This is a genomic window from Microbacterium oxydans (genome assembly GCF_006540085.1).
Lineage (GTDB): Bacteria > Actinomycetota > Actinomycetes > Actinomycetales > Microbacteriaceae > Microbacterium > Microbacterium oxydans.
Window position 1 is genome coordinate 344,256 of the sequence record NZ_BJOG01000001.1, and the last position, 22,130, is coordinate 366,385.

Annotated in this window: 17 protein-coding genes; 2 read left to right on the forward strand and 15 right to left on the reverse strand. The window is 68.8% G+C overall.

Annotated elements, in window-relative coordinates:
* Nucleotide 1: 1 nt before the first annotated feature.
* The 10 genes from MOX01_RS01610 to MOX01_RS01655 form a co-directional block, all read right to left on the reverse strand.
* On the reverse strand, nt 2-1,768 hold the full coding sequence (locus tag MOX01_RS01610; protein ID WP_141368140.1) for an alkaline phosphatase family protein: 1,767 nt from the start codon (nt 1,766-1,768) through the stop codon (nt 2-4).
* A 41-nt stretch (nt 1,769-1,809) separates the two neighbouring features.
* Complete coding sequence (locus MOX01_RS01615; protein ID WP_141368141.1) at nt 1,810-2,853, reverse strand: ABC transporter ATP-binding protein; 1,044 nt, start codon at nt 2,851-2,853, stop codon at nt 1,810-1,812.
* Complete coding sequence (locus MOX01_RS01620) at nt 2,853-3,653, reverse strand: ABC transporter permease (protein WP_218867878.1); 801 nt, start codon at nt 3,651-3,653, stop codon at nt 2,853-2,855. Before MOX01_RS01620 ends, MOX01_RS01615 begins: the two co-directional genes overlap by 1 nt.
* Before the next feature lie 2 nt (nt 3,654-3,655).
* Nucleotides 3,656-4,483 (reverse strand): ABC transporter permease, encoded by an 828-nt coding sequence (locus tag MOX01_RS01625; protein WP_046748493.1) that lies wholly within the window; start codon nt 4,481-4,483, stop codon nt 3,656-3,658.
* Nucleotides 4,480-5,562, reverse strand: coding sequence for an ABC transporter substrate-binding protein (locus tag MOX01_RS01630; RefSeq protein WP_058630968.1), 1,083 nt, complete (start codon nt 5,560-5,562; stop codon nt 4,480-4,482). Before MOX01_RS01630 ends, MOX01_RS01625 begins: the two co-directional genes overlap by 4 nt.
* Before the next feature lie 41 nt (nt 5,563-5,603).
* Entirely contained in the window at nt 5,604-6,074 is a 471-nt protein-coding gene (locus MOX01_RS01635) for a DUF3830 family protein (RefSeq protein ID WP_017829890.1), read from the reverse strand.
* Nucleotides 6,071-6,844 (reverse strand): gamma-glutamyl-gamma-aminobutyrate hydrolase family protein, encoded by a 774-nt coding sequence (locus MOX01_RS01640; RefSeq protein ID WP_141368142.1) that lies wholly within the window; start codon nt 6,842-6,844, stop codon nt 6,071-6,073. The genes MOX01_RS01635 and MOX01_RS01640 overlap by 4 nt, the downstream gene beginning before the upstream one ends.
* Complete coding sequence (locus MOX01_RS01645) at nt 6,826-8,316, reverse strand: aldehyde dehydrogenase family protein (RefSeq protein WP_141368143.1); 1,491 nt, start codon at nt 8,314-8,316, stop codon at nt 6,826-6,828. The genes MOX01_RS01640 and MOX01_RS01645 overlap by 19 nt, the downstream gene beginning before the upstream one ends.
* A gap of 115 nt (nt 8,317-8,431) precedes the next feature.
* Entirely contained in the window at nt 8,432-9,457 is a 1,026-nt protein-coding gene (locus MOX01_RS01650) for an Lrp/AsnC family transcriptional regulator (RefSeq protein WP_170224078.1), read from the reverse strand.
* A gap of 239 nt (nt 9,458-9,696) precedes the next feature.
* Complete coding sequence (locus tag MOX01_RS01655) at nt 9,697-12,279, reverse strand: fibronectin type III domain-containing protein (protein ID WP_141368145.1); 2,583 nt, start codon at nt 12,277-12,279, stop codon at nt 9,697-9,699.
* A gap of 261 nt (nt 12,280-12,540) precedes the next feature.
* Here MOX01_RS01655 and MOX01_RS01660 point away from each other — a divergent pair, with 261 nt between their 5' ends.
* Nucleotides 12,541-13,968: a CCA tRNA nucleotidyltransferase gene (locus MOX01_RS01660; protein ID WP_141368146.1), complete on the forward strand. Its 1,428-nt coding sequence runs from the start codon at nt 12,541-12,543 to the stop codon at nt 13,966-13,968.
* Between the two features lie 94 nt (nt 13,969-14,062).
* Here MOX01_RS01660 and treZ read toward each other — a convergent pair whose 3' ends face one another.
* The 5 genes from treZ to MOX01_RS01685 all read right to left on the reverse strand — a co-directional run bounded on the left by treZ (nt 14,063) and on the right by MOX01_RS01685 (nt 21,419).
* Nucleotides 14,063-15,814: a malto-oligosyltrehalose trehalohydrolase gene (gene treZ / locus MOX01_RS01665; RefSeq protein ID WP_141368147.1), complete on the reverse strand. Its 1,752-nt coding sequence runs from the start codon at nt 15,812-15,814 to the stop codon at nt 14,063-14,065.
* 78 nt (nt 15,815-15,892) lie between these two features.
* Nucleotides 15,893-18,241 carry a malto-oligosyltrehalose synthase gene (gene treY / locus MOX01_RS01670; protein WP_141368148.1) on the reverse strand — a complete coding sequence of 783 codons (2,349 nt, stop codon included), beginning with the start codon at nt 18,239-18,241 and terminating at the stop codon, nt 15,893-15,895.
* Nucleotides 18,238-20,412: a glycogen debranching protein GlgX gene (gene glgX / locus MOX01_RS01675; protein ID WP_141368149.1), complete on the reverse strand. Its 2,175-nt coding sequence runs from the start codon at nt 20,410-20,412 to the stop codon at nt 18,238-18,240. The genes treY and glgX overlap by 4 nt, the downstream gene beginning before the upstream one ends.
* Complete coding sequence (locus MOX01_RS01680) at nt 20,409-20,711, reverse strand: hypothetical protein (RefSeq protein ID WP_046748502.1); 303 nt, start codon at nt 20,709-20,711, stop codon at nt 20,409-20,411. The genes glgX and MOX01_RS01680 overlap by 4 nt, the downstream gene beginning before the upstream one ends.
* Nucleotides 20,712-20,846: 135 nt before the next feature.
* A complete protein-coding gene (locus MOX01_RS01685) occupies nt 20,847-21,419 on the reverse strand; it encodes a dihydrofolate reductase family protein (RefSeq protein WP_058631916.1) in 573 nt (190 codons plus the stop codon).
* A gap of 70 nt (nt 21,420-21,489) precedes the next feature.
* Here MOX01_RS01685 and MOX01_RS01690 point away from each other — a divergent pair, with 70 nt between their 5' ends.
* Nucleotides 21,490-22,056 (forward strand): TetR/AcrR family transcriptional regulator, encoded by a 567-nt coding sequence (locus MOX01_RS01690; RefSeq protein ID WP_113680729.1) that lies wholly within the window; start codon nt 21,490-21,492, stop codon nt 22,054-22,056.
* Nucleotides 22,057-22,130: the final 74 nt, after the last annotated feature.

Genomic DNA, 22,130 nt, shown 5'->3' on the forward strand with positions numbered 1-22,130 from the left:
GTCAGCTGCCCTCGGGCGGTCCGAACAGCTCTTCGCCGTGCTCGTGGAGGAGCTTGTAGGCGTCGGCGAAGGTCTCCGGTTCCGGCTCCCCAGGTTTCCCGTAGCGCGCGAGGAGCAGGCCGAGCAGTCCGCGTGCGGGCGGAGTGAGCGGCTTCAGCTGATCCTTCTCACCGGGCTGGGGTGCCGTGTCCTCTGGATTCGGAGGCGTGTACGCGGGCGTGGTCACCGGCCAGTCGGACGGGTGCCGGGGTTTGTCGAGATTCACCACGTTCAGGAGAGTGTTCGCCGACGCGTCGCGGTCGTTGAGCGGCTTGAGTCCGTGCAGGCGCGAGAGGGTGGCGGTCACCGAGCCGTGATGCATCTCGTCGTGGATGATGCTGCCCCGCTTCGTGTAGGCCGACACCGCGATGGCCGGGACACGGCAGCCCAGTCGATCGAACGTGAAGCCCATCTCGCCCGGCCCGGTATCGGGGGTGGGCTTCGTCACGGCGGGCGGCGGCACGTGGTCGTAGCAGCCGCCGTGCTCGTCGAAGGTGATGAGCAGCAGAGTGTTGACGGCGTTCGACCCCTTCGGCGAGGCACTCGTGCGCACCGCCTCGTAGATGTCGTGGATGAGCCTGTCGCCCGCCCGCACATCCGAGATCGCGCTGTCGAACACGGGCTCACCGTCGACCTCGCTCTCACGCGGCGACCCGAAGGGCGGATGGAAGTCGTTGTGGTCGTAGACCATCCGCGGCTCGATGAAGGCGTAGGCGGGGAGGGTGCCGGCCTTCGCCTCGGCGTAGAAGTCCTCCATCGTGCCGAAATGGTCGGTACGCCAGTACTTCTCCAGCACCGCGGCATGCAGCATCCCCGTGAACGAGACGAGCTGGAGCTTGTCGATGTAGATCTTCCAGCTCACCTTCTCGTCCTCGAGCCGGTTGAACACCGTCGGCGCGGCCGGTGCATCCAGCCATTTCCGGTAGCCGCCGCCGGCCTGATTGGTCACGAAGCCGTGAGACGTGGAGGCGTGGAAGAACGAGCGGTTGCAGAACGTCTGCGATGGCACTCCGGCATACCAGTGGTCGAACACCGCGAACTCCGCGGCAAGCGTGGACAGGACGGGCAGCATCTCGGGGGAGAACGAGCCCATGATGTGCGCCGCCTCTTCGGGCTTCGGGTCGACGCCCTTGCGTAGACGCCGGAAGTTGATGATGTAGTCCTCGAGAAACCCCGACATCGTCGCCTTCTCGCCGTGGGTTGGGGCGTTGAAGGGGGCGGTCATCTCGTCGACGAAGAGGTCGGCGTTGGTCTTCGGGTCGACCGTGCCGAAGATCTGCGTGTTGACGTGCGGATACTCCTCGCCCGGATCCGGGTCGGGGAGGCTCATGATCCGGTCGGTGTCACCGGTGTACACGTGTGCATCGACGACCGTGCCATCGGACGAGGTGTTGCTGTACGAGCCGAAGTCGAGCCCCTCGAACGTCTCACCCTGCGGCAGGGTCTGCTTCGAGTAGAGGTAGCCGAGCAGGTTGTCGAACGAGCGGTTCTCGCCCATCACGACCACGAGATGGTCGAACCCCGGCTCGCTGCGCGGAGTGAGGGCGGCGAAGGGGTCGGCGTCGGCCGCGAAGCCGTCACGTGCATTGCCGGCGATCGACGCGCCGATCGCTGCCCCACCCACGCCGCCGACGACCGCGCCCGCGAGAGCTGCTCCGCCGACCTTGAAGAATCCCCGGCGGGAAGCATCGCGGGGAGCATCGGGGGAGGGGGACTCTTCTTCGGCCATGTCGCGATCCTACGACCGCGGGACGGTTGCCGTAGGGAGGACTAGGCGGCGGCGATCCAGAGCACGGCGCCGTCGCGCCAGCCCAGACCGGCCCTACCCTCAGGGATCGGCTCCTCGTGCCGCGGGCGGACGACGCGCATCCGCTTACCCGCAAGCTCCACGATGTAGACGATGTCGGCGCCGCGGTAGACGTGCGCGACGACCTCGACGCTCACCGGGGCATCCGCACCCACGACGGGGGAGAGGCGCAGGTCCTCCTGGCGGAGCACCACTTCTCCCGCTCCATCGGGACCGGCGCCGGTCATCGGCACCTGGATCGTGGTGCCGTCGAGGGTGGCCACCGCTCCGGAACGGGTCGCCGGAAGCAGGTTCGCCGCGCCGATGAAGTCCGCGGCGAAGGGGGTGCGGGGAGCACCGTAGAGCTCGGCGGGTGCGCCCTCCTGCTCGATCACGCCCGCGTTCATGAGCACGATGCGGTCGGAGAGGCTCATCGCCTCCTCCTGGTCGTGCGTGACGAACACGGTCGTGAGCCCGAGCGTGCGGTGCAGTTCCTTCAGCTCGACCTGCATGTCCTCACGCAGACGGGCGTCGAGGTTCGACAGCGGCTCGTCGAGCAGCAGTACGCGGGGCTCGAACGCGATGGCACGGGCCAGAGCCACGCGCTGCTGCTGTCCGCCCGAGAGCTGCGCAGGCATCCGATCGGCGAGGTGGCCCATCTGCACGCGCTCCAGCGCCCGCACGGCGAGCTCCTTCTGCTCGGCCTTCGACTTCTCGCCGGACATCCGCAGGCCGAAGCGCACGTTCTCGGCGACGCTCATGTGCGGGAAGAGCGCATAGCTCTGGAACATCATGCCGAGGTGCCGCTTCTCGGGCGGGAGCTTGGTCACATCCTGCCCCGCGATCTCGATCGTGCCGCTCGTCGGCGACTCGAGGCCCGCGATGCAACGCAGCAGCGTCGTCTTCCCGCACCCCGAGGGGCCGAGCAGGGAAACGAACTCTCCGGACTGCATGGAGAGATCGATGCCCTTGAGCACCGAGGTCCCCTTGAAGTCCTTGGTGAGTGAGGTGATGGTGAGTGTTGTCATCAGACGAACAACCTTCCCAGGCCGATGATGCGTTCGAGCACGATCATGAGGACGACGGTGAGCAGGACCATCAGGGTCGAGACGGCCGCCACGGTGGGCGACGTGCTGAACTCCAGCTGGCCGTAGATGGCGATGGGCAGCGTCTCCAGCTGCGGGGTGCGCAGGAAGAGGGCGATGACCGCATCGTCGAACGAGATGTTGAAGGCGAAGAAGGCGCCGGCCGCGATACCGGGACGGGCGATGGGGAGCACGACCAGGCGATAGCGATTCCAGGTGCTGGCGCCGAGGGTGCGCGCCGCCTCTTCCGTGAAGTGGTCGGCGCGGGTCATCACCCCGGTCACAGTGCGCATGACGTAGGGGATGGCGATCACCACATGGATCGCGATCAGCACACCCACGTTCGGCGCCCCGATCGTGAGGGACGAGATGGACAGCGCCCCGATCGCGAGGATGATCGTGGGGATCGTCAGCGGCGACATCAGCAGACCCTGGATGGCGGCACCGCCGGGAACCTTGAAGCGCGTGAGCGCGAGCGCAGCCGCGGTGCCGATGGAGGCGGCGACGATCGCGACCGTGACGCCGACCAGCAGGCTCAATCGGAACGGCTCGAGGTAGGTGTCGGAGGTGAGCGCCTCGACGTACCAGTCGAGGGTGAAGCCCTGACCGGGGAATGTCAGGAAGCGGTTCTCTCCGATGGAGGCACCGGCGACCACCATGAGCGGCACGAGCATGTAGAGCGTCACGACGACGCCGAGGATGATGGCGAGGACCCTGCCGAGGATCGGAACGGAACGGACCATGGTCACACCTTCTGCTTCCCGAGTCGGGACGTGGCCGCGAGCACGAGCATGACCCCGGCGAACAGCAGCACGGCCTGCGCGGCCGCGAACGACCAGTCGAGGTTGGTGGTCGCATCGATGTAGATCGTCTGGGCGAACACCGGGATCTGCGCTCCGCCGATGAAGCGCGGGGTGATGAACGAGCTCACCGAGAGGACGAACACGAGCGAGGCGCCGGCCACGATGCCGGGGATCGCGAGGGGGAGGACGACGTGCCACAGCGTGCGCCAGAACCCGGCGCCGAGGGTGCGTGCGGCTTCTTCGAGCTGCGGGCGGATACCCGAGATCACGCCGAGGATGCTGAGCACCGCGAACGGCAGGAGCACCTGGACCATCGCGATCACGACGCCGGTCTCGGTGCCGAGGAAGCCCTGTGTGCCCCCCACGAGGAACTCGGCCCCGGGGATCTTCATCAGCAGCCCTGACGGGCCCATCAGGACCACCCAGCCGAACGTGCGGACCACGACGCTGGTCATGAGGGGCAGGATGACGACGATCAGCAGGAAGGAGCGCACCTTCGAGCCGGCGCGTGCCATGACGTAGGACAGCGGGATGGCGATGATCAGCGTGATCACCGTCTGGATCACCCCCAGGCGGAGCGAACGGAGCGCCGCCTGGAGGTGATATTCACTCGTGAACAACCGGGTGAAGTTGTCGAGGGTGAACCCGCCTGCCGACGACTGCACGCTCATGAGGAGCATGCCGGCCACCGGGGTGACGAAGGCGAGCGCGAGCAGCACGATCGCCGGCAGGAGCAGGAGCCAGGGCTCCCTACGGGTTCGCACACTCATTTGGTGATCAGCGCATTCCACTCATCGGTCCAGGCCGGTCGCGAAGCCGCGACATCGCCGGGAGCGTAGACGACGACCGTCTCGAGCTCGTCGCCCGTCAGCACGTCGTCAGCGGCTTCGTCGGAGAGCTCGGTCTTGGTGTTGACCGGCGAGTACCGCATGTTCTCCGCGAAGACGGCCTGCGCTTCGGGGCGCAGTTCGAAATCGATGAAGAGCTTCGCGAGGTCGGGGTTGTCCCGGCCTTCGACTACGTTCGCCGTGATGAGAGAGGCGGTGACGCCCTCTTCCGGGACGATGAACTCCACCGGAAGGCCCGCGTCCTGCAGCGTGCCGGCGTAGTCCATCGCGTACGGTGCGAGCCACGTGTCGCGCTGTGCGAACGCGGTCTGCAGATCGGGCGAGGTCGGGACGACGATCGCGTCACCCGACGACGCCAGCGCACCCAGGTCGGTGATCGCCTGCGAGGTGTCGTCGATCCCGCCGCCGAGGGCGTCCGCGACACGGAGCATCGAGAGCACGCCGTACGTGTTCGAGAAGTCCGTGAGTGCGACGTGACCGGCGTAGGCCTCGTCGAACAGGTCGAGCCACGAGGTGGGCGCAGGAGCGTCGGCCTCGGTGTTGTAGACGAGTCCGATCGGTGCGAGCTGGATGACCGGGCCTTCACCGCGCTCGAGCCCGGCGGTCGCCAGGTCGATCAGGTCGCCGGTCTCGGAGAGGTCATCCGCGGCGATCGGGGCGATGAGCCCCTGCTCCGCAGCGGTGAATTCCTGCCCGCCGGAGAAGTGCACGACATCGATCTGCGGGCTCGCCTTCTGGGCGGTGACCTGCGCGAGGGCGTCGGCGCTGTACAGCGTGATCAGCTCGACCTTGGCGCCGGTCTCCTCCTCGAAGGGATCGACGACGGCCTCGATGAAGGCCTTCTCCCAGTCGCCGCCGAACGACGTGACCACGATCGTCTCGCCGGCGAACTCCTTGTCGCCGCCTGACGCTGCGGTGTCGTCACCGGTCGAGCATCCGGCGAGGACGAGGGCACCGGTGGCGACGAGCGCTCCGGCGGTGAGGATTCTTCGGGTATTCATGCACTGCTCCTTCGGGATGGGTCCAGCACTGAGTGAACGCCTTAGACCAGGCGTCCGATGGTGAGCTGCTTCGCGCCGTCGATGCGGATGGCCGCGCTCTCCTTGGCGAACTCGGCGAGTCCTTCGGTGATGCCGCCCCAGATGTTGACGGGTGTCCATCCGAGCGGGCCGAGAGTACGGGCACCACGATCGTAGAAGACGCCGATCTCGTACCACTCGAACGGCAGGCCGCCCATCTGCATGGGACGCTGCCAGTACCACTGCAGGTCACCCGGCGCCGGCACGACCTGCTGGTTCTCGAACGGTACCTTCTCGGGGTCGAAGTTCTGCGCCTCCTCGGGAAGGCCGACCATGACCTCGGGGCCCGCGTACATGGCGTGCATCGCCTGCATGGTGACCGGCTTCTCCAGCGCACCCCACATGGCCTCGCACGTGCGAGGGGCGAGGTCCTCGAACAGGGTGGCGACGGCGCGGACGCCGTTCTCGTACTCGAGGAAGACCTGCTTGGTCATCGTGTTCCTTTCTCTGCCGCGGGGTGTTCCGCTGCTCTTTCACGGGCGGCCGAGACGAACGCCGCGAACAGCGGCATCTCCTCTGCGGCCTCATCGGGGGCGATCATCTTCTCGGGGTGCCACTGCACAGCCCAGAACGGCCAGTCGCCGTCGGCCTCCACTGCTTCGACGATCCCGTCCGGTGCCCAGGCGACCGGGCGGAGGCCGGGTGCGGGGGCGTCGATCGACTGGTGGTGGATGGTGTTCACGGTCCGCTGTCGGGTGCCGTAGAGCGAGGCGAGGCGACTGTCCTCGGCGAGGAGGACCGGGTGCCGCGCCGCGAGCTGCTGGTCGGCGCCGCGCACCGGCTCGTGGTGCTCGGTGGCCGGGATGTCGACGAGGAGTGTGCCCCCGAAGGCGATGTTGCTCACCTGGAGCCCGCGGCAGATCGCCAGGACGGGGATCCCCCGGCGCCGAGCACCGAGTGCGAGCGCGATCTCATAGCCGTCGCGGGAGGGGTCGTAGTTCTTCCCCTCCTGCGGCTCGGCACCGTAGCGGGAGGGGTGCACGTCCTCGCCGCCGGAGAGCACGAGCCCGTCGAGGCGGTCGAGCACCTCGTCGACCCCCGCCGTGGGAGGCAGCAGCACGACCGCACCGCCGGCCGCCTCGACGGGAGAGGCGTACTCGGTGCCGAGGGTGTGCGCCGGGCGACCGCTGCCCAGGTCGGTGTCGATGGAACGGCGCCAGGTGGTGATGCCGATCAACGGGCGGGTCACGAGAGCTCGATCCACGTGGTCTTCAGGTCGGTGAACTTCTCGAGGGCGTGCAGGCTCTTGTCCCGTCCGAAGCCCGACCCCTTGACGCCGCCGAAGGGGATCGTCATGTCGCCCTCCTCGAAGCAGTTGACCCAGACCACGCCAGCCCGGAGCCGCCGAGAGAGGGTGTGGACGGCGTTCAGATCGTTGCTCCAGAGCGCCGCGGCGAGGCCGTACTCGGTGCCGTTGGCGATGGCGAGCGCGTCTTCCACGTCGTCGTAGGCGATGACCGAGAGCACGGGTCCGAAGACCTCGCGCCGGGCCACCTCGTGCGCGGGCGTGACGCCGAGCACGACGGGGGCGAAGTAGCTGCCGCCGTCGACGGCCTGGAATCGCTCGGCGCTGCCGGCGGCCAGCTCCGCGCCCTCGGCCTGGGCGCGCTCGACGAAGCCCGCGATGCCCGCGAGCTGCTTCTCGCTCACGATCGCCCCCATCGAGGTGGACACGTCGAACGGGTCGGCGGGAAGGCTCGTGCGGGCGACCTCGGCGGCGATCTCCAGGGCGAGGTCGCGCTCGGAACGCGGTACGAGCAGCCGAGAGGATGCCGTGCACATCTGGCCCTGGTTGTAGAAGCAACCGTCCGCGGTGGCGCGGACAGCACGCTCGAGATCGGCGTCCGGCAGCACCAGGCTCGCGGTCTTGCCGCCGAGCTCGGGCCAGACGCGCTTGCCGTTCGACGCGGCCGAGTAGCCGAGGAACATGCGGCCGACCTCGGGTGAGCCGGTGAAGGTGACGACGTCGACGTCGTGGTGCTCGCCGAGTGCGCGACCGGCGACCTGCCCGGTGCCCGGTGTGACGTTGAGCACACCGGCGGGGATGCCGGCCTCGTGGGCGAGCTCGGCCAACCGGAGTGCGGAGAAGGTCGTGTGCTCCGCAGGCTTGAGCACCACGCTGTTGCCGACCGCGAGTGCCGGGGCGAGCTTCCAGGCGGTCATGGTCAGGGGGAAGTTCCATGGCACGACGGCCGCGACGACGCCGGCCGGTTCGCGGGTGACGAGCGCGAGGCTGTTCGGGGCGGTGACGGGCATCTCGTCGAGCACCTTGTCTGCCGCCTCGCCGTACCAGCGGAAGCAGTTGACGACGGCGCGGAGCTCGGTCTGCAGCGCCTCGCGCACGGGCTTGCCCATCTCGAGGGAGATCGTGAGGGCGAGTTCTTCGGCGTTGTCGTGGATCTTCTGCGCGAAGGCGATCAGCAGCTGGCCGCGCTCCCTGGGGGCGATGCGCGACCAGGCGCCCGAGTCGAAGGCCGTGCGAGCCGACCGGACGGCGCGGTCGACGTCGGCGACGGATGCGGTGCTGATCGGCGGAAGGGCACGACCGTCACGGGGGCTCACCGGGATGAGGGGTGCAGCCGAGCCCTCCTCCCACACGCCGTCGATGAACATGCGCGTGCGCAGGGGCAGGGTCGCGACGCGATCCGCCCAATCGTCTCCAGTAGCCGTGAACACGGTGATCCTCTCCAGGGGTGATGGCCCTGGAGAGGATACTTGCTCTATTTCGCCACTAGGTCAAGCTGTTAAGAACGATCTCGCCATTTCGTTACATGTCAGTAACAGAATCAGACTACAAGCGGATCGCGCCGGTCGGCATATCGTTGGCCAGCGCCTCGGGTGCCTCATCGACGATCAGCGATCCGCGCAGCACCGGAGTGATGACCACCAGCGACTCCACGACTTCGAGGCCCTCGTGACCGGCCACCGCCGGGCCCGTGAGGAAGTCGTAGAACTCATCGGCGTCCTTCACGAGCACGTTCGCGAGCAGCTGTGAAGTGCCCGTGGTGGCGGCGATGAACTTGACCTCGGGCGCGGCCGCCAGAGCCGTGCCGACCTTCTCGAGGCGCGCCATCGGCACCCGAAGCCACACGAGCGCCTCGAGGCCCAGTCCGAACAGACTCGGCACGACCTCGGTGCGCGGATGCATGAGACCTCGACGGCTCAAGGACTCCATGCGACGCCGCGTGGTCGTCACGTTCAGCCCCAGGGAGCGGGCGAGCTGAGCCACCGGCATCCGCCCGTCCTTGAGCAGCAGTCGGATGAGGGCCTCCTCGTCCTCACTCAGGGAGTCGGCGGGATCGACCTCGGAGCCGGAGGACTCGTCGAGCATGCGGGCCTGCTCGTCGCTGAGAACCCCTGCACGCCAGTCGTGCCCCGACCGGAAGAACTTCAGCACCGTCGTGACATTGATCGAGTCGATGCCCTCGAGCTCGGGGAAGTCGGTGAACAGCAGCTCGCGGATCGAGGCGTCATCGTGAGGGAGCAGCATCCCGGCGATGTCGCTGCTGCCCTCGAGCACCGAGACCGAGGAGGCATCCGCGCGCCGGGCCAGGGAGCGCGCGACCTGCCACAGCGCGTGGGGTTCCGTCGTGATGCGGAAGAGCACTGCGCGAGCATGCAGCACTCGGGCGGGATCGACGTATGTGGAGACCCGCACCAGTCCGCGGTCGAGCAGCCGTTGCCCTCGCCGGGCGACCGTGCGCTCGGGCAGGTCGACCACGCGGGCGATCTCACCCCACGACGCGCGGCCGTTCACCTGCAGAGCCGCGGCGACGATCCGATCGGTCTCGTCGGCCATCACATCGTTCGCGGGCACGTGCTCTCCTTCACCGGGGACTCGGTGGAAGGTTATCTCAGTCGGCGGTGCCGTCGCGTGGCGGGGAGGGCTGGGTGGCTGGGGCGGCTGGGGCGGAAACGGAGACGATCCGAGCAGCGCAGGGCGTGTCGCGGAGCGACGCGCCGGGTGCAAGCCCATGGATCTGGGTTTTCGCCGGCTTCAGCGGCTGGGAGAGGGGCGTCGCCCGGGCTAGAGGCCCGGGCGACGCCCCTCTCGGACTACTCCGCCTCGGTGGTGTCCACCGTGGCGTGCCGGCGACGGCGGCGCATCGCGAACAGGCCGAGGCCCGCGGCGAGGAGCACGACGGCAGCGGCGATGTAGGGAAGGCTGTCGGCTCCCGTGGTGGCGAGGTCGCCGCCTGTGGAGCCGCCGTTACCTGCGGATCCGCCGTTACCCGCGGAACCGCCGTTACCCGGTGTCGTCGCTCCGCCACCGGACGCGGCCGTGACGCTCAGAGCTGCAGTGACCTCGGTGCCGTCGGGCTGGATCACGGCGAGCGTGTGCGCACCGGCCGGAGTGTTCGCCGGAATGGTCACCGTGCGCTGGAACGAGCCGTCCGCACCGGCGGTCGCCGTGCCCAGCTGCACCGGGTCGGAACGCAGCTCGAGCCGCAGCTGAGCGCCCTCTGCGAAGCCGCTGCCCGTCACCGTGACCGTGCCACCGGCCTGCACGGATGCCGCGCCGAGCTCGACCTTCGCCGGAGCCTCGGGCTCGGGGGTGACCGGAGGTGTGACGCCGGCCTCGGTCACCCACTTCTCGCCCGCATCCGACTTGGTCACCGTGAACGTGTCGTAGACGGCACCGACGGGGAGGTCCGTCGTGGCGTCCGTCTGCTTCTCGGCCAGGTACGACCGGTAGACCAGCTGATTCTTCGAGACGTCGATCACCTGGTAGGTCGTCACGCCCTGACCGCGCAGCACCTGGGTGGCGCCGTTGTTGGTCCAGACGTTCTTCTCCGGCGTCTCCAGGTCGTAGTGCTTCGCGCCCGAGTTCGAGACGACGTAGACCGGGCCCGTGGTGAGGCCGGGGGTCTCGGTCGCGTCGGTGTTCACGTATCCGCGGGCGTACGTGTGGTCGTGTCCCATGAGAACCAGGTCGATGTCGTTGCGCTGGAAGACCGGCAGCCACTCGGCGCGGAGGATGGGCTCATCGCGCCCGGCCGAGGCCGAGAACACGGGCTGGTGGAACGTGACGACGTTCCACTTCGACGGGCTGTTCTGCAGCAGCAGGTCGAGCCATGCACCCTGGAAGCGCGTCCACAGGGTGCCGATCTGCGACGAGGGGCACTCCGCCCCCGTGCACGACGGGAGGCCGGCCGGGGTGAGGAACGTCGTGTCGCGAGTGGCGTTCAGGGTGATGAAACGCACGCCCTGGTAGTCGGTGTAGTACGCGGTCTCTGCGGCGAACGAGCTCCAGTGGTCGAAGAACGCGCGGTACTGCTGCGCGACCTCGGAATCGCCCTTCGCCAGGTTCGCCAGTTCGCCGATGGAGCTGGTCGACGGGTTGTTGCGCGGGTACTCGAACGCCGCCTTCCACGCCGTGAGCAGCTTGTCGCCGGAGTACTCGTGGTTGCCGGGGGCGGCCATCACGTTCGTACGGACGGCCGAATCCTTCATGCCCTTGAACCAGTTGACCCACTCGTTCTCGTTGCTCGACGTGTTGATCAGGTCACCCGCGTGCACGGAGCCGATCGAGCGGGGAGCCTGCGCCTCGGCCTGCTTCACGACGCTCGGCCACGTGGTGTCCAGACCGATCTGGGCGTCGCCGTAGTAGATGAACTGGAAGTCGGTCGCGGACGGATCCGCGGTGCGGAAGGTGAACCAGTCGCTCCAGCTTCCGGGCAGGCCGACGCGGTAGCGGTACTCGGTGGCAGCGGTGAGACCCGTCACCGTCGCCGAGAAGTGCTTGTTCGGGTTGCCGTTCACGACACCCGCGTCGTACGCGTCGACCGTGCGGGTCTCTCCGCCGGCGGACGGGGCGATCTCGACCTGTCCGACCGTGTGCGAGGCGTCGCCTGCGAGCCAGGAGAACGACTGCGAGACGGCCGGCTGTTCGGTCGGGGTGAGGATGACGCGCGTCGGCGGCGCGACGACGGGGGTGCCAGGTGCGGAGGCCTTCACGAGGGTCAACGCGGACATGTCGAAGAAGATGTCGGAGCTGGTTGCGCGGTCCTGGAACAGCGACACCGCGATCGTGTTGGTGCCGTCGTGCAGGAGGGTTCCCTCGGCGCTGAACGTGCTCGTGAGCGGGTCGCCGTTGCCATCGCCCGCGTACTCGACGTTGGTGGTGTCGGTGATCCTGCCGTCGACGTAGCGGGCCACCTCCTGGCCGTTGATCCACACGATGATGGCGTCGTCGTAGGTGATGGTGCTCTGCAGGGCGGCGACCTGCTCGGCGACGCCTGCCTCGAGCTCGAACGTCGTGCGGAAGAAGTAGGTCGGCACGGTCGGGGCCGCCGTGCCGTCGAGGTAGTGGTTGAGCAGGGTCTTGGGCGTCTGCGGGCCGACCGGTGCGAGCTTCCCGCCCTTGGCGCCGAACGAGCCCGGAGCCGTCTTCCACGCGCTGTCGTCGTAGGCAGGCAAGGTCCAGTCGCGGAGGGCTGCGGGTGCGGGAGACGGGTCGGATCCGTCGTCGAGGTAGTGCCAGGCGGTGTCGCCGGTGATCAGCGAGCCCGTCGGCACTTCGGGGTCGGGGGCGGCAAGAGCCGCGGGGGCGACGACGGCGCCGCCGAGCAGGGCGAGGAGCGCGACGGACGTCAGTCCGCGACGCCGCCACCGCACCGCAGGGGTGGGGGAGGTCATGTCAGTCCTTCGAGGTGGGGTTTCCGTGCTCAGCCGCACGGGGCCCCTCCACCCCATCGAAGCGGGATGACCGGGCGCTGACCTCCTGGCGACAGGAAGGTGAACTCCGTTCACGATGTCGCCCGGCCGAAACGGAGACCGACTGCGCGGGGAGCGGCGTGTCGAGGGATGGCGCGCCGGCGCGCGGACGGATGGTCTGGGTTTTCGCCGGGGCGGGAGACGGCCCCGGCGCGGACGGCTCGCCCCGGTACGCTGGAACCCATGCTCAACATGGCTGACGGCCTCGCTCGTCTCGGTGCGCTCGCCGAGAACCCGGTCGTCCGCACCCTGGCGACTGCCTTCGACAAAGCGGGCTTCGACCTCGCGGTCGTCGGCGGTCCGGTGCGTGATGCCCTGCTCGGCCGTGACACGCACGATCTCGATTTCACGACGAACGCGTCCCCCGACGACATCCTGGCCATCGTCACGCCCATCTCCACCGCGCAGTGGGACATCGGTCGCGCGTTCGGCACGATCGGCGCACGCGTGCAGCGTGAACAGGTCGAGATCACGACCTATCGCGCGGACAGCTACGACGGCGTGACCCGCAAGCCCACCGTGGAGTTCGGCGACACCATCGACGGCGACCTCGTGCGCCGCGACTTCACCGTGAACGCCATGGCGCTGCAGGTGCCGTCCGTGAAGCTCGTCGACCCGACCGGCGGGGTGGAAGACCTCATCGCCGGCGTCCTGCGCACGCCGGCGGATCCTCGGGTGTCGTTCGGCGACGACCCGCTCCGGATGCTGCGCGCCGCTCGCTTCAGCGCCCAGCTCGGCTTCCAGGTCGAGGAGGCGACGGCCGCGGCGATCACCGAGCTGCGCGAGACGCTGAAGATCGTCAGCCCCGAGCGCGTCCAGTCCGAGCTGGTGCGCCTCATGCAGACCGACGACCCGGTGCGCGGCATCCGCGTGCTGGTGGACACCGGGCTGATCGACGAGTTCCTCCCCGAAGTGACCGAGCTGCGCCTCGAAGTCGACGAGCACCACCACCACAAGGATGTCTACGAGCACTCGCTGACCGTGCTCGCCCAGGCCATCGAGCTCGAGCACTCCCGTCATCCCGGAGCCGTACCGGATGTGCCGCTGCGCATCGCTGCGCTGTTGCACGATATCGGCAAGCCGCGCACGCGCAAGCTCGAGGCCGGGGGCGTCGTCACGTTCCACCACCACGACGTCGTGGGTTCGCGCATGGCGCGCAAGCGGCTGCAGGCGCTGCGTTTCGACACCGAGACCACGAACGCCGTCGCCACGCTCATCGAGCTGCACCTGCGCTTCTTCGGCTACGCCGAGGGGGCGTGGACGGACGCAGCCGTGCGCCGCTACGTGCGCGACGCCGGCGACCTGCTGGAACGCCTGCACATCCTCACCCGTGCCGACGTGACCACACGGAACAAGCGCAAGGCCGGCCGTCTCGCGAGCGCGTACGACGACATCGAGTCGCGCATCGCCGCGCTCCGCGAGCAGGAGGAGCTCGACGCCATCCGCCCGGAGCTCGATGGCAACCGCATCCAGCAGGTGCTCGGGATCGGACCGGGCCGCGAGGTCGGTGAGGCCTATCGGTTCCTGCTCGACCTACGCCTGGACGAGGGTGTGCTCGGTGCGGACGTCGCCGAGCAGCGACTGCGCGAGTGGTGGGCTGCGCGGGACTGACCGCGCACGGTGACCACGCACAGTGACCGCGCTCGGTGGCCGCGCTCGGTGGCCGCGCTCGGTGGCCGCACTGTGGTGGCCGAACTGTGGCGGCTCAGACCAGGGGCGAGGTCATGATCGCTGCACTGTCGGGCGGCAGCGTCACGAGCGAGTCCTCCCGACGGAACCCCGACGTGGAAAGCAGCACCCTGGTGCGGGCTCCCACGTCGAACGCCTGCGACGTCGATGCGAGGTTGACCACCACGGAGAGGTCTCCGCGGTCGATGCGGTAGACCCGCCGTTCGGGCGTGCCGTCGGTCTCTCGGACCTCCACCGCGGTGTGCGTGGAGTCGGGGTCGGTGAGGGCGGGCCACTCTCTTCGCAGCGTCACGAGGTCGCGGTACAGGGTGAGCATCCGCGCGTGCTCCGGATCGTCGAGCTCGCTCCAGTCGAGGTGGGAGCGGGCGAACGTGTCGGGGTCCTGTGGGTCGGGCACCGCATCCGGATCCCACCCCATGCGGGCGAACTCGGCGGTCCGCCCCTCGGCGACGGCGCGGCCGAGCTCGGGTTCGGGGTGCGAGGTGAAGAACTGCCAGGGGGTGGAGGCACCCCACTCCTCGCCCATGAAGAGCATCGGAGTGCCGGGGGCGGTGAGGGTCAGGACCGCAGCGACGGCCAGGCGATCCGGAGAGAGGGTGGCGGAGAGGCGGTCGCCTGCCGCGCGGTTGCCCACCTGATCGTGGTCCTGCGCGAAGGTCACGAGTCGCCACGTCGGCACTTCGGGTGGGATCGGCGCGCCGTGGGGGCGTCCGCGGAAGGACGAGAACGTGCCGTCATGGAAGAACCCGTGCTCGGTCACCTTCGCCAGGGCATTCTCTGCGGCGAAGTCGGCGTAGTAGCCGCCGGTCTCCCCCGTGAGGGCCACATGGACGGCGTGGTGCCAGTCGTCTGACCACTGCGCGGTCAGGCCGTAGCCACCGGCCTCACGGGGCAGGATGAGCGTCGGATCGTTGAGGTCGGACTCGGCGATCAGGGCGAGCGGACGATCGAGCTGCACCGACAGCGCGTCGACGCGTTCGGCGAGTTCGCGGAGGATGTGCACAGGGCTCTGATCGTGCAGAGCATGCACCGCATCGAGACGCAGCCCGTCGACATGGAAGTCCTGCAACCACATCAGGGCGTTGTCGAGGATGTAGTCGCGCACGGCCGGTTCGTCGAGGTTGACCGAGTCGCCCCACGCCGTGCTCTCGCCCTCGCGCAGGTAGGGGCCGAACAGGGGCAGGTAGTTGCCGCTCGGACCGAGGTGGTTGTAGACCACGTCCTGCACCACGGCGAGCCCGTGCCCGTGCGCGGCATCCACGAACCGCTGGTACGCGGCAGGGCCCCCGTACGCCTCGTGCACCGCGTACCAGAGCACTCCGTCGTAGCCCCAGTTCCAGCGCCCGTTGAAGGCGTTGACCGGAAGCAGCTCGACGTGCGTGACCCCCAGCTGCACCAGGTGAGGCAGGCGCGTGATCGCGGCGTCGAGCGTCCCCTCCGGCATGAACGTGCCGAGGTGCAGCTCGTAGACCAGGCCTCCGGCGAGCTGCCGTCCCGCCCATCCCGCATCGCTCCAGGCGAAGTCGCCGACGTCGAACGCCGCGGATGCCGCGTGCACACCGTCGGGCTGTCGGCGAGAGCGCGGATCCGGCCGCAGCTCGGGATCGTCGTCGAGGAGGAACCCGTAGCGTTCGCCGGTTTCGAGCTCGTCGCCGGCTCGCCACCATCCGCCTGACGTCGGATCGAGATCGGTCTGCGTCGTGCTGCCGTGTCGAGAGGTTCGTCTCAGCCGCACCCTGCTCGCCTTCGGTGCCCAGACCTCGATCATCGATACCCCGCCGTCATCGACACCCCGCCGTCATCGATACCCGCCGTCACCGTCGTGCCGTCATCGAGCACACGGATTTCATCGGGCGAGCTCGAGCAGAGCCACCGGATACGTGTCCAGCAGCTCGGCCAGCCGGACCGGCCCCGGTCCGATGCGTCGGCCGGTCAGCAGGTCGGTGGCGGGGAGGTCGGGGCGCATCATGACAGTGTCGCCCCATCCTCCGCGGCGCGCCAGCCCCATCGGAAGACGGGTGGCCACGACGGTGATCCCTCCGCGATGAGCCGCGACAGCATGGTCGGCTGCCGCGCCCTCGACGACAGCGGGACGGTAGAACCGGAACAGCTCGGGGTTGTCTCGACGGGCCCGCAGTGCTCGCGACGTGACGAGCAGCTTCGCCCGCGCAGAGTCGTCGACGGCGGGGAGGATGCCCCGCGCGACCTCCGCGTCGAGCTCCGCGAGCATCCGCCTCCGCAGCTCGAAGTCGACCGGTCGACGGTTGTCGGGGTCGACGAGGGAGAGGTCCCACAGCTCCGTGCCCTGATACACGTCGGGGACGCCGGGCGCGGTGAGCTGCAGCAGCTTCGCGGAGAGCGAGTTGGAGCGGCCGGCCGCCAGGATCTCGTCCACGAAGCGTTCCAGGATCGGGGCGGCTTTGCCCTCGAGCGCCTGCGCGATCGTCGCGAGGCCCTCCTCGAACGGCGCATCCGGATGCTGCCAGGTCGTGGCCTCCGCGGCCTCGCGTGCCGCCTTGGTCGCATAGGCGAGGAAACGCTCGGAGGAGAGGGGCCACGCACCGACCGCCGCCTGCCAGAGCAGGGCATCCAGCGGACCGTGGCCGGTGGTCGCGATGGTGCGGAGTTCACCCAGCACCTCGGCCCAGCGCTCGGGGATCTCGGAGAGGACCGACAGTCGGGCGCGCACATCCTCCGAGCGCTTCGTGTCGTGCGTCGACAGCGTGGTCATCGAGTGGGGCCATGCGCCGAGCCTGGCGTTCTGCCGCCGATGGAAGTCGTCGACCGTCACGGCGGGGATCGCGGGGTCGGCGCCCACCTCGGTGAGCGTTCCCAGTCGGGTCAAGCGGTAGAACGCGGTGTCCTCGACGCCCTTCGCCATCACCGCTCCAGTTACCTGTGGGAAGCGCTGCGCGACCTCGAGTCGGGGGTCGGACAGCAGCGGCTCGAGCTCGGCGAAGGCCGCCGAGAGGTCGGGGCGGCGTCGACGGGCCTCGGTGAACGCGACGCGCAGATGCTCGCGCCCCTCGGGGAGGTACGAGCGATAGACCGGGAAGCATGCCACGAGTTCAGCCAGGGCGTCATCGGCGTGCACGATCCCGTGGGGCAGAGTGCGCACGAGCCGGCGCACCTCCGCCTGCAGCAGCCCGTCGGCGATCATGCGCTTGGTGTCGTGGATCAGGTCAGGCCAGGCGGGGGCGGCCGGGAGCCCGGTCTCCGCACGCAGCCTCTCGTCGAGACTGTCGAGAGCGTCGACTCCCGCACGGTCGACGAAGAGCCGATCGATGTCGGCGAGAGCGTCGTATCCGGTCGTTCCATCGGTGCGCCACCACGCGGGCAGGGCTTCGCCCGGTTCGAGGATCTTCTCGACCAGCGTGTACGCCCGCCCCGTCGCGTCAGCCAGGCGCTCCAGATATCCGGTCGGATCGACGAGCCCGTCGGGGTGATCGACACGCAATCCGTCCGCGAGCCCGCTGCGGATCCATCGGATGATCTCGCGATGCGACTCCGCGAAGACGTCCGGCAGCTCGACTCGGAGGCCGGCGAGCTCGGAGACGGCGAAGAACCGTCTGTAGTTGAGATTGGTGTTCTGCTCCTCCCAGTAGCGGAGGTCGTAATGCTGGGCGGCGAGCAGTGCGGGAAGGTCGTCGGCCAGCTGCGCCGTGCCGGGGGCGAGCGGCAGCACGTGCTCGAAGTACGTCAGCACCCCGTCGGGCGCGTCGGGTGCCGGGGTCGTGTCGACGGCGAAGAGGCGCTCGGTGATCGCCTGTTCCGGTGATGAGCCCAGGATCGGCAGGATCAGACGCCCACCGCCGGCCGCCCAGTCGATGTCGAAGGCCGCCGCGACACGGGTCTCCCTCCCCAGACGCAGCACCTCCCACCACCAGGCGTTCTGGCGTGGGGCACCGACTCCCATGTGGTTGGGCACGATGTCGGCGAGGATCCCGAGCCCTGCGGCCCGAGCGGCGGCGGCGAAGCGCTCGAGTCCTTCCTCGCCTCCGCGCTCGGGGTCGACGCGTCCGTGGTCGACCACGTCGTAACCGTGGTTCGAGCCGCTGACCGCCGCGAGCACGGGGGAGAGGTACGCCCAGGAGACGCCGAGGTCGGCGAGGTAATCGGTCACCCCTGCCGCGGAGTCGAGGGGGAAATCGGCGGTGATCTGCAATCGGTAGGTGGAGAGCGGACGCAGGGTCACGACGCCGCCTGCCCGCTCTGGGCGCGGAGGGAGGCGTCGACCGAGTCGTCGGCGGCCTCCGGCACTCCGTCGATCTCCTGCAGCACCAGGGTCGCCTTGCCGTCGAGCGGGATGCCGTCCCCGGGCTCCAGCGCGCGATCCGCGGCCAGTTCGCCTGCGGTGTCGACGACGATCCGCCATTGCGCACCGTGGCGCTCGTCGGGGATGACGAGGTCGATCGGCTCGTCGCCGCTGTTGAAGTAGACGAGGAAGTTCACGTCGGTGACGGGGCGCCCTCGCGAATCGTTCTCGCGGATGCCCTGTCCGTTGAGGAACATCCCCACGGAGCGCCCGAATCCGGAATCCCAGTCCTCCGGGGCCATCGGTCGGCCATCGGGGCGCAGCCAGACGACGTCGGGGATGCGGTCGTCGTCGGACCGGCCGGGGCGACCGTCGAAGAAGCGGCTGCGGCGGAAGGTGGGATGCTCACGGCGGAGTCGGGCCACGGCGGCGGTGAACTCGACGAGGGGCAGGTCGGCCGCCTCCCAGTCGATCCAGGTGAGCTCGTTGTCCTGCGCGTAGCCGTTGTTGTTGCCGTGCTGCGTGCGGCCGAGCTCGTCGCCGTGGGAGATCATCGGCACGCCCTGCGAGAGCAGCAGCGTGGCGAGGAAGTTCCGCTGCTGACGCGCGCGGCGCCGGTTGATGTCGATGTCGTCGGTCGGTCCCTCCGCGCCCATGTTGTCGGAGCGGTTGTGGGATTCGCCGTCGTTGTTGTCCTCGCCGTTCGCCTCGTTGTGCTTCTCGTTGTACGAGACGAGGTCGCGCAGGGTGAAGCCGTCGTGCGCAGTGACGAAGTTGATCGAGGCGACGGGTCGTCGGCCGGAGTGCTCGTACAGGTCGGCGGACCCGGTGAGGCGGGAGGCGAACTCGCCGAGTGCCTGCGGCTCACCGCGCCAGAAATCGCGCACGGTGTCTCGGTACTTGCCGTTCCACTCCGTCCACTGCGGCGGGAAGTTGCCCACCTGGTAGCCCCCGGGGCCGATGTCCCACGGCTCGGCGATGAGCTTCACCTGCGAGACGATCGGGTCCTGCTGCACGAGCTCGAAGAACGCCGCGAGGCGGTCGACGTCGTAGAACTCGCGGGCGAGGGTCGCCGCGAGGTCGAAGCGGAACCCGTCGACGTGCATCTCGGTCACCCAATAGCGCAGCGAGTCCATCAGCAGCTGCAGGGCATGCGGGTTGCCCGCGTTCAGACTGTTGCCCGTGCCGGTGTAGTCCGTGTAGTAGCGCTTGTCCTCTTCGAGTCGGTAGTACGCCTCGTTGTCGATACCGCGCATCGAGAGCGTCGGGCCGAGGTGGTTGCCCTCCGCGGTGTGGTTGTAGACCACGTCGAGGATGACCTCGATCCCGGCCTCGTGCAGGGTGCGCACCATCGCCCGGAACTCCTGCACCTGCTGGCCGTGCTCGCCCGTCGCGGAGTAGGTGTTGTGCGGGGCGAAGAACCCCAGGGTGTTGTAGCCCCAGTAGTTCGACAGCCCCTTCTCCTCGAGCACGGAGTCGTCGACGAACTGGTGCACGGGCATGAGCTCCAGCGCCGTGATGCCGAGGCGCTGGAGGTGTTCGACCACGGCGGGGTGGGCGATGCCGGCGTAGGTGCCTCGGAGCTCTTCGGGGATGTCGGGATGCCGCTGGGTGAGGCCCTTCACGTGCGCCTCGTAGATCACGGTCTCGGCATAGGGGGTCTTCAGCGGTCGATCACCCGCCCATTCGAAGAAGGGATTGACCACGACGCTCTTGACCATCGCGGCCGCGGAGTCGTCGTCGTTGCGCGAGTCGGGATCGCCGAAGTCGTAGCCGAAGAGGGGCTGGCCCCAGTCCATCCGCCCGGCGACGGCCTTGGCGTACGGGTCGAGCAGCAGCTTGTTCGCGTTGAAGCGCTGCCCCTGGGCGGGGTCGTACGGTCCGTGCACGCGGTAGCCGTAGAGCTGCCCCGGCTGCACCGTGGGAAGGTAGCCGTGCCAGACGAACGCGTCCACCTCGGTGAGGGGCACGCGGGTCTCCGTGCCGTCCTCATCGAACAGGCACAGCTCGACACGCTCGGCGCCTTCGCTGAAGAGGGCGAAGTTCGTCCCCTGACCGTCGAAGGTCGCCCCGAGCGGATATGCGGTTCCGGGCCAGATCTCGCCGCTCATCCGGCGACGGTGTGGTTGCGGGTGCCGGCTGCCATGGCATCGACGATACTCACTGCACGCTCGAAATCGTAGACCTGCGCGACCTCCACCGAGCGGGGATACGGGTGGCCCAGATAGCAGACGAAAAGCGGTGGCACGACGTCGATGTAGCCGACGGGACGATCGTGGCTGACGACGTAGCGGTCGAAGCCGACGCGCTCGCACACGGCTTCGACCGCGGGCCGGTGAGCCGGGCTGTCGGCGGGGTGCGCGGAGGCGTGGCGGGCAGAGCCAGTGGGGGTGGGGGTTCGGACGTTCATGGCGCCTCCTGACTCGTGGGGTGCTCCCACGCTAGGAACCAGACCGCCCTTCGGGAACACCGTTGCCAGGGCGGCGAGGAGGAGGTATGGCGCGTCGTCCTCCTCGCCGTCCGGGCGTCAGGTCTCGTCGGGATGTCAGCTCTCGTGGGGGCGGCGTTGCAGTTCCGTGACGACGACGCCCGAGTCGTAGGCGACCGTCTGCACCGCATCGAACCGCTCGGGACGGTAAGAGCGCTCACGGAAGAGCGGGATGCCCGCCCCGAAGAGCAGCGGCTGCCGCTTCAGCACGAGTCGATCGATCTCGTCTGCGAGGGTTGCCGCGAGTGCGCCGCCGCCGCACAGCCAGATCGCTGCTCCCTCCTCCTGCTTCAGGCGTCGCACCACCGACACCGGGTGCTCCGCTGTCACTTCGAGGTTCTCGCCGTCCGCTGTTCTCGTACTGCTGAACACGATCTGGCGGAGGTGTCGATAGGGACTCGACAGCCCGCCCACGGCGTAGGTGTTCCACCCCATGAGGACGGTGTCGAACATCTCGCGCCGCTGCGGAACCCCGAGGGCTTCGGCGGCGACGGTCGGCAGCGTGTCGGCGAAGCGGGCATTGATGCCGTCCATGTGGTCGCCCTCGATGAGGAACGCGTCGAATTCACCGTTCGGACCGGCGATGTACCCGTCGAGGCTGACGGCGGCGTAGTACACGAGCTCTCGCATGGTTCTCCAATCACTACATCTGTAGCGGTTAAAGTACAACAGGCGTAGTGATTGCGCTAGGGTTCCTTCCATGGTGAAGAACGACTCGCGACGACGGACCATCGCGGATGCGGGACTCGCCGTGCTCGCACGCGAAGGATCACGGGGGCTCACGCACCGCGCCGTCGACGTCGCCGCTCAGGTCCCGATCGGCACGACGTCGAACTACTTCCGCAGCAGGGACGCCCTGATCGAAGGACTGGTCGAGCGGATCGGGGAGCGTCTCGCACCGAGCGCCGATGATCTCGAACGCCGGTCGAAGGCCGCCCCGGGACCCGCGCTCTTCGCCGACTACCTCCGCGACATCGTGCGACGCCTGACCGACGATCGGGACGTGACGCTCGCGCTGTTCGAGCTGCGGCTCGAGGGCGGTCGGCGGCCCGAGGTCGCAGCCGTCCTCGGTGCGTGGCAGCGCGCCGGGTTCGACGCCGACGTGGCTTTCAACACCGCGGCGGGACTCCCGGGAGGACGCCGCGAGATCGCCCTGTTCCACTATGCGATCGATGGACTCCTGCTCGACAGGCTCACGACGCCCATCGATCAGGAGACCTCCACCGACGACGTCATCGACGACCTGGTCGCCGGGCTCATCCGCTGACCCGACGGGGTGTTCCCTCGGGGGCGCGCTGCTCGTACACTGAGGCAACGCACGCTCTCGACGATCGGAGACCG

Bases quoted from the DNA above. Each gene is read 5' to 3' on its own strand.
- MOX01_RS01615 (WP_141368141.1), bottom strand. From the start codon at position 2,853: ATGACAACACTCACCATCACCTCACTCACCAAGGACTTCAAGGGGACC.
- MOX01_RS01690 (WP_113680729.1), top strand. From the start codon at position 21,490: ATGGTGAAGAACGACTCGCGACGACGGACCATCGCGGATGCGGGACTC.
- MOX01_RS01630 (WP_058630968.1), bottom strand. From the start codon at position 5,562: ATGAATACCCGAAGAATCCTCACCGCCGGAGCGCTCGTCGCCACCGGT.
- MOX01_RS01680 (WP_046748502.1), bottom strand. From the start codon at position 20,711: ATGAACGTCCGAACCCCCACCCCCACTGGCTCTGCCCGCCACGCCTCC.
- glgX (WP_141368149.1), bottom strand. From the start codon at position 20,412: ATGAGCGGCGAGATCTGGCCCGGAACCGCATATCCGCTCGGGGCGACC.
- MOX01_RS01625 (WP_046748493.1), bottom strand. From the start codon at position 4,483: ATGAGTGTGCGAACCCGTAGGGAGCCCTGGCTCCTGCTCCTGCCGGCG.
- MOX01_RS01610 (WP_141368140.1), bottom strand. From the start codon at position 1,768: ATGGCCGAAGAAGAGTCCCCCTCCCCCGATGCTCCCCGCGATGCTTCC.
- MOX01_RS01620 (WP_218867878.1), bottom strand. From the start codon at position 3,653: ATGGTCCGTTCCGTTCCGATCCTCGGCAGGGTCCTCGCCATCATCCTC.
- MOX01_RS01685 (WP_058631916.1), bottom strand. From the start codon at position 21,419: ATGCGAGAGCTCGTGTACTACGCCGCCGTCAGCCTCGACGGGTACATC.
- MOX01_RS01655 (WP_141368145.1), bottom strand. From the start codon at position 12,279: ATGACCTCCCCCACCCCTGCGGTGCGGTGGCGGCGTCGCGGACTGACG.
- MOX01_RS01660 (WP_141368146.1), top strand. From the start codon at position 12,541: ATGCTCAACATGGCTGACGGCCTCGCTCGTCTCGGTGCGCTCGCCGAG.
- MOX01_RS01635 (WP_017829890.1), bottom strand. From the start codon at position 6,074: ATGACCAAGCAGGTCTTCCTCGAGTACGAGAACGGCGTCCGCGCCGTC.
- treZ (WP_141368147.1), bottom strand. From the start codon at position 15,814: ATGATCGAGGTCTGGGCACCGAAGGCGAGCAGGGTGCGGCTGAGACGA.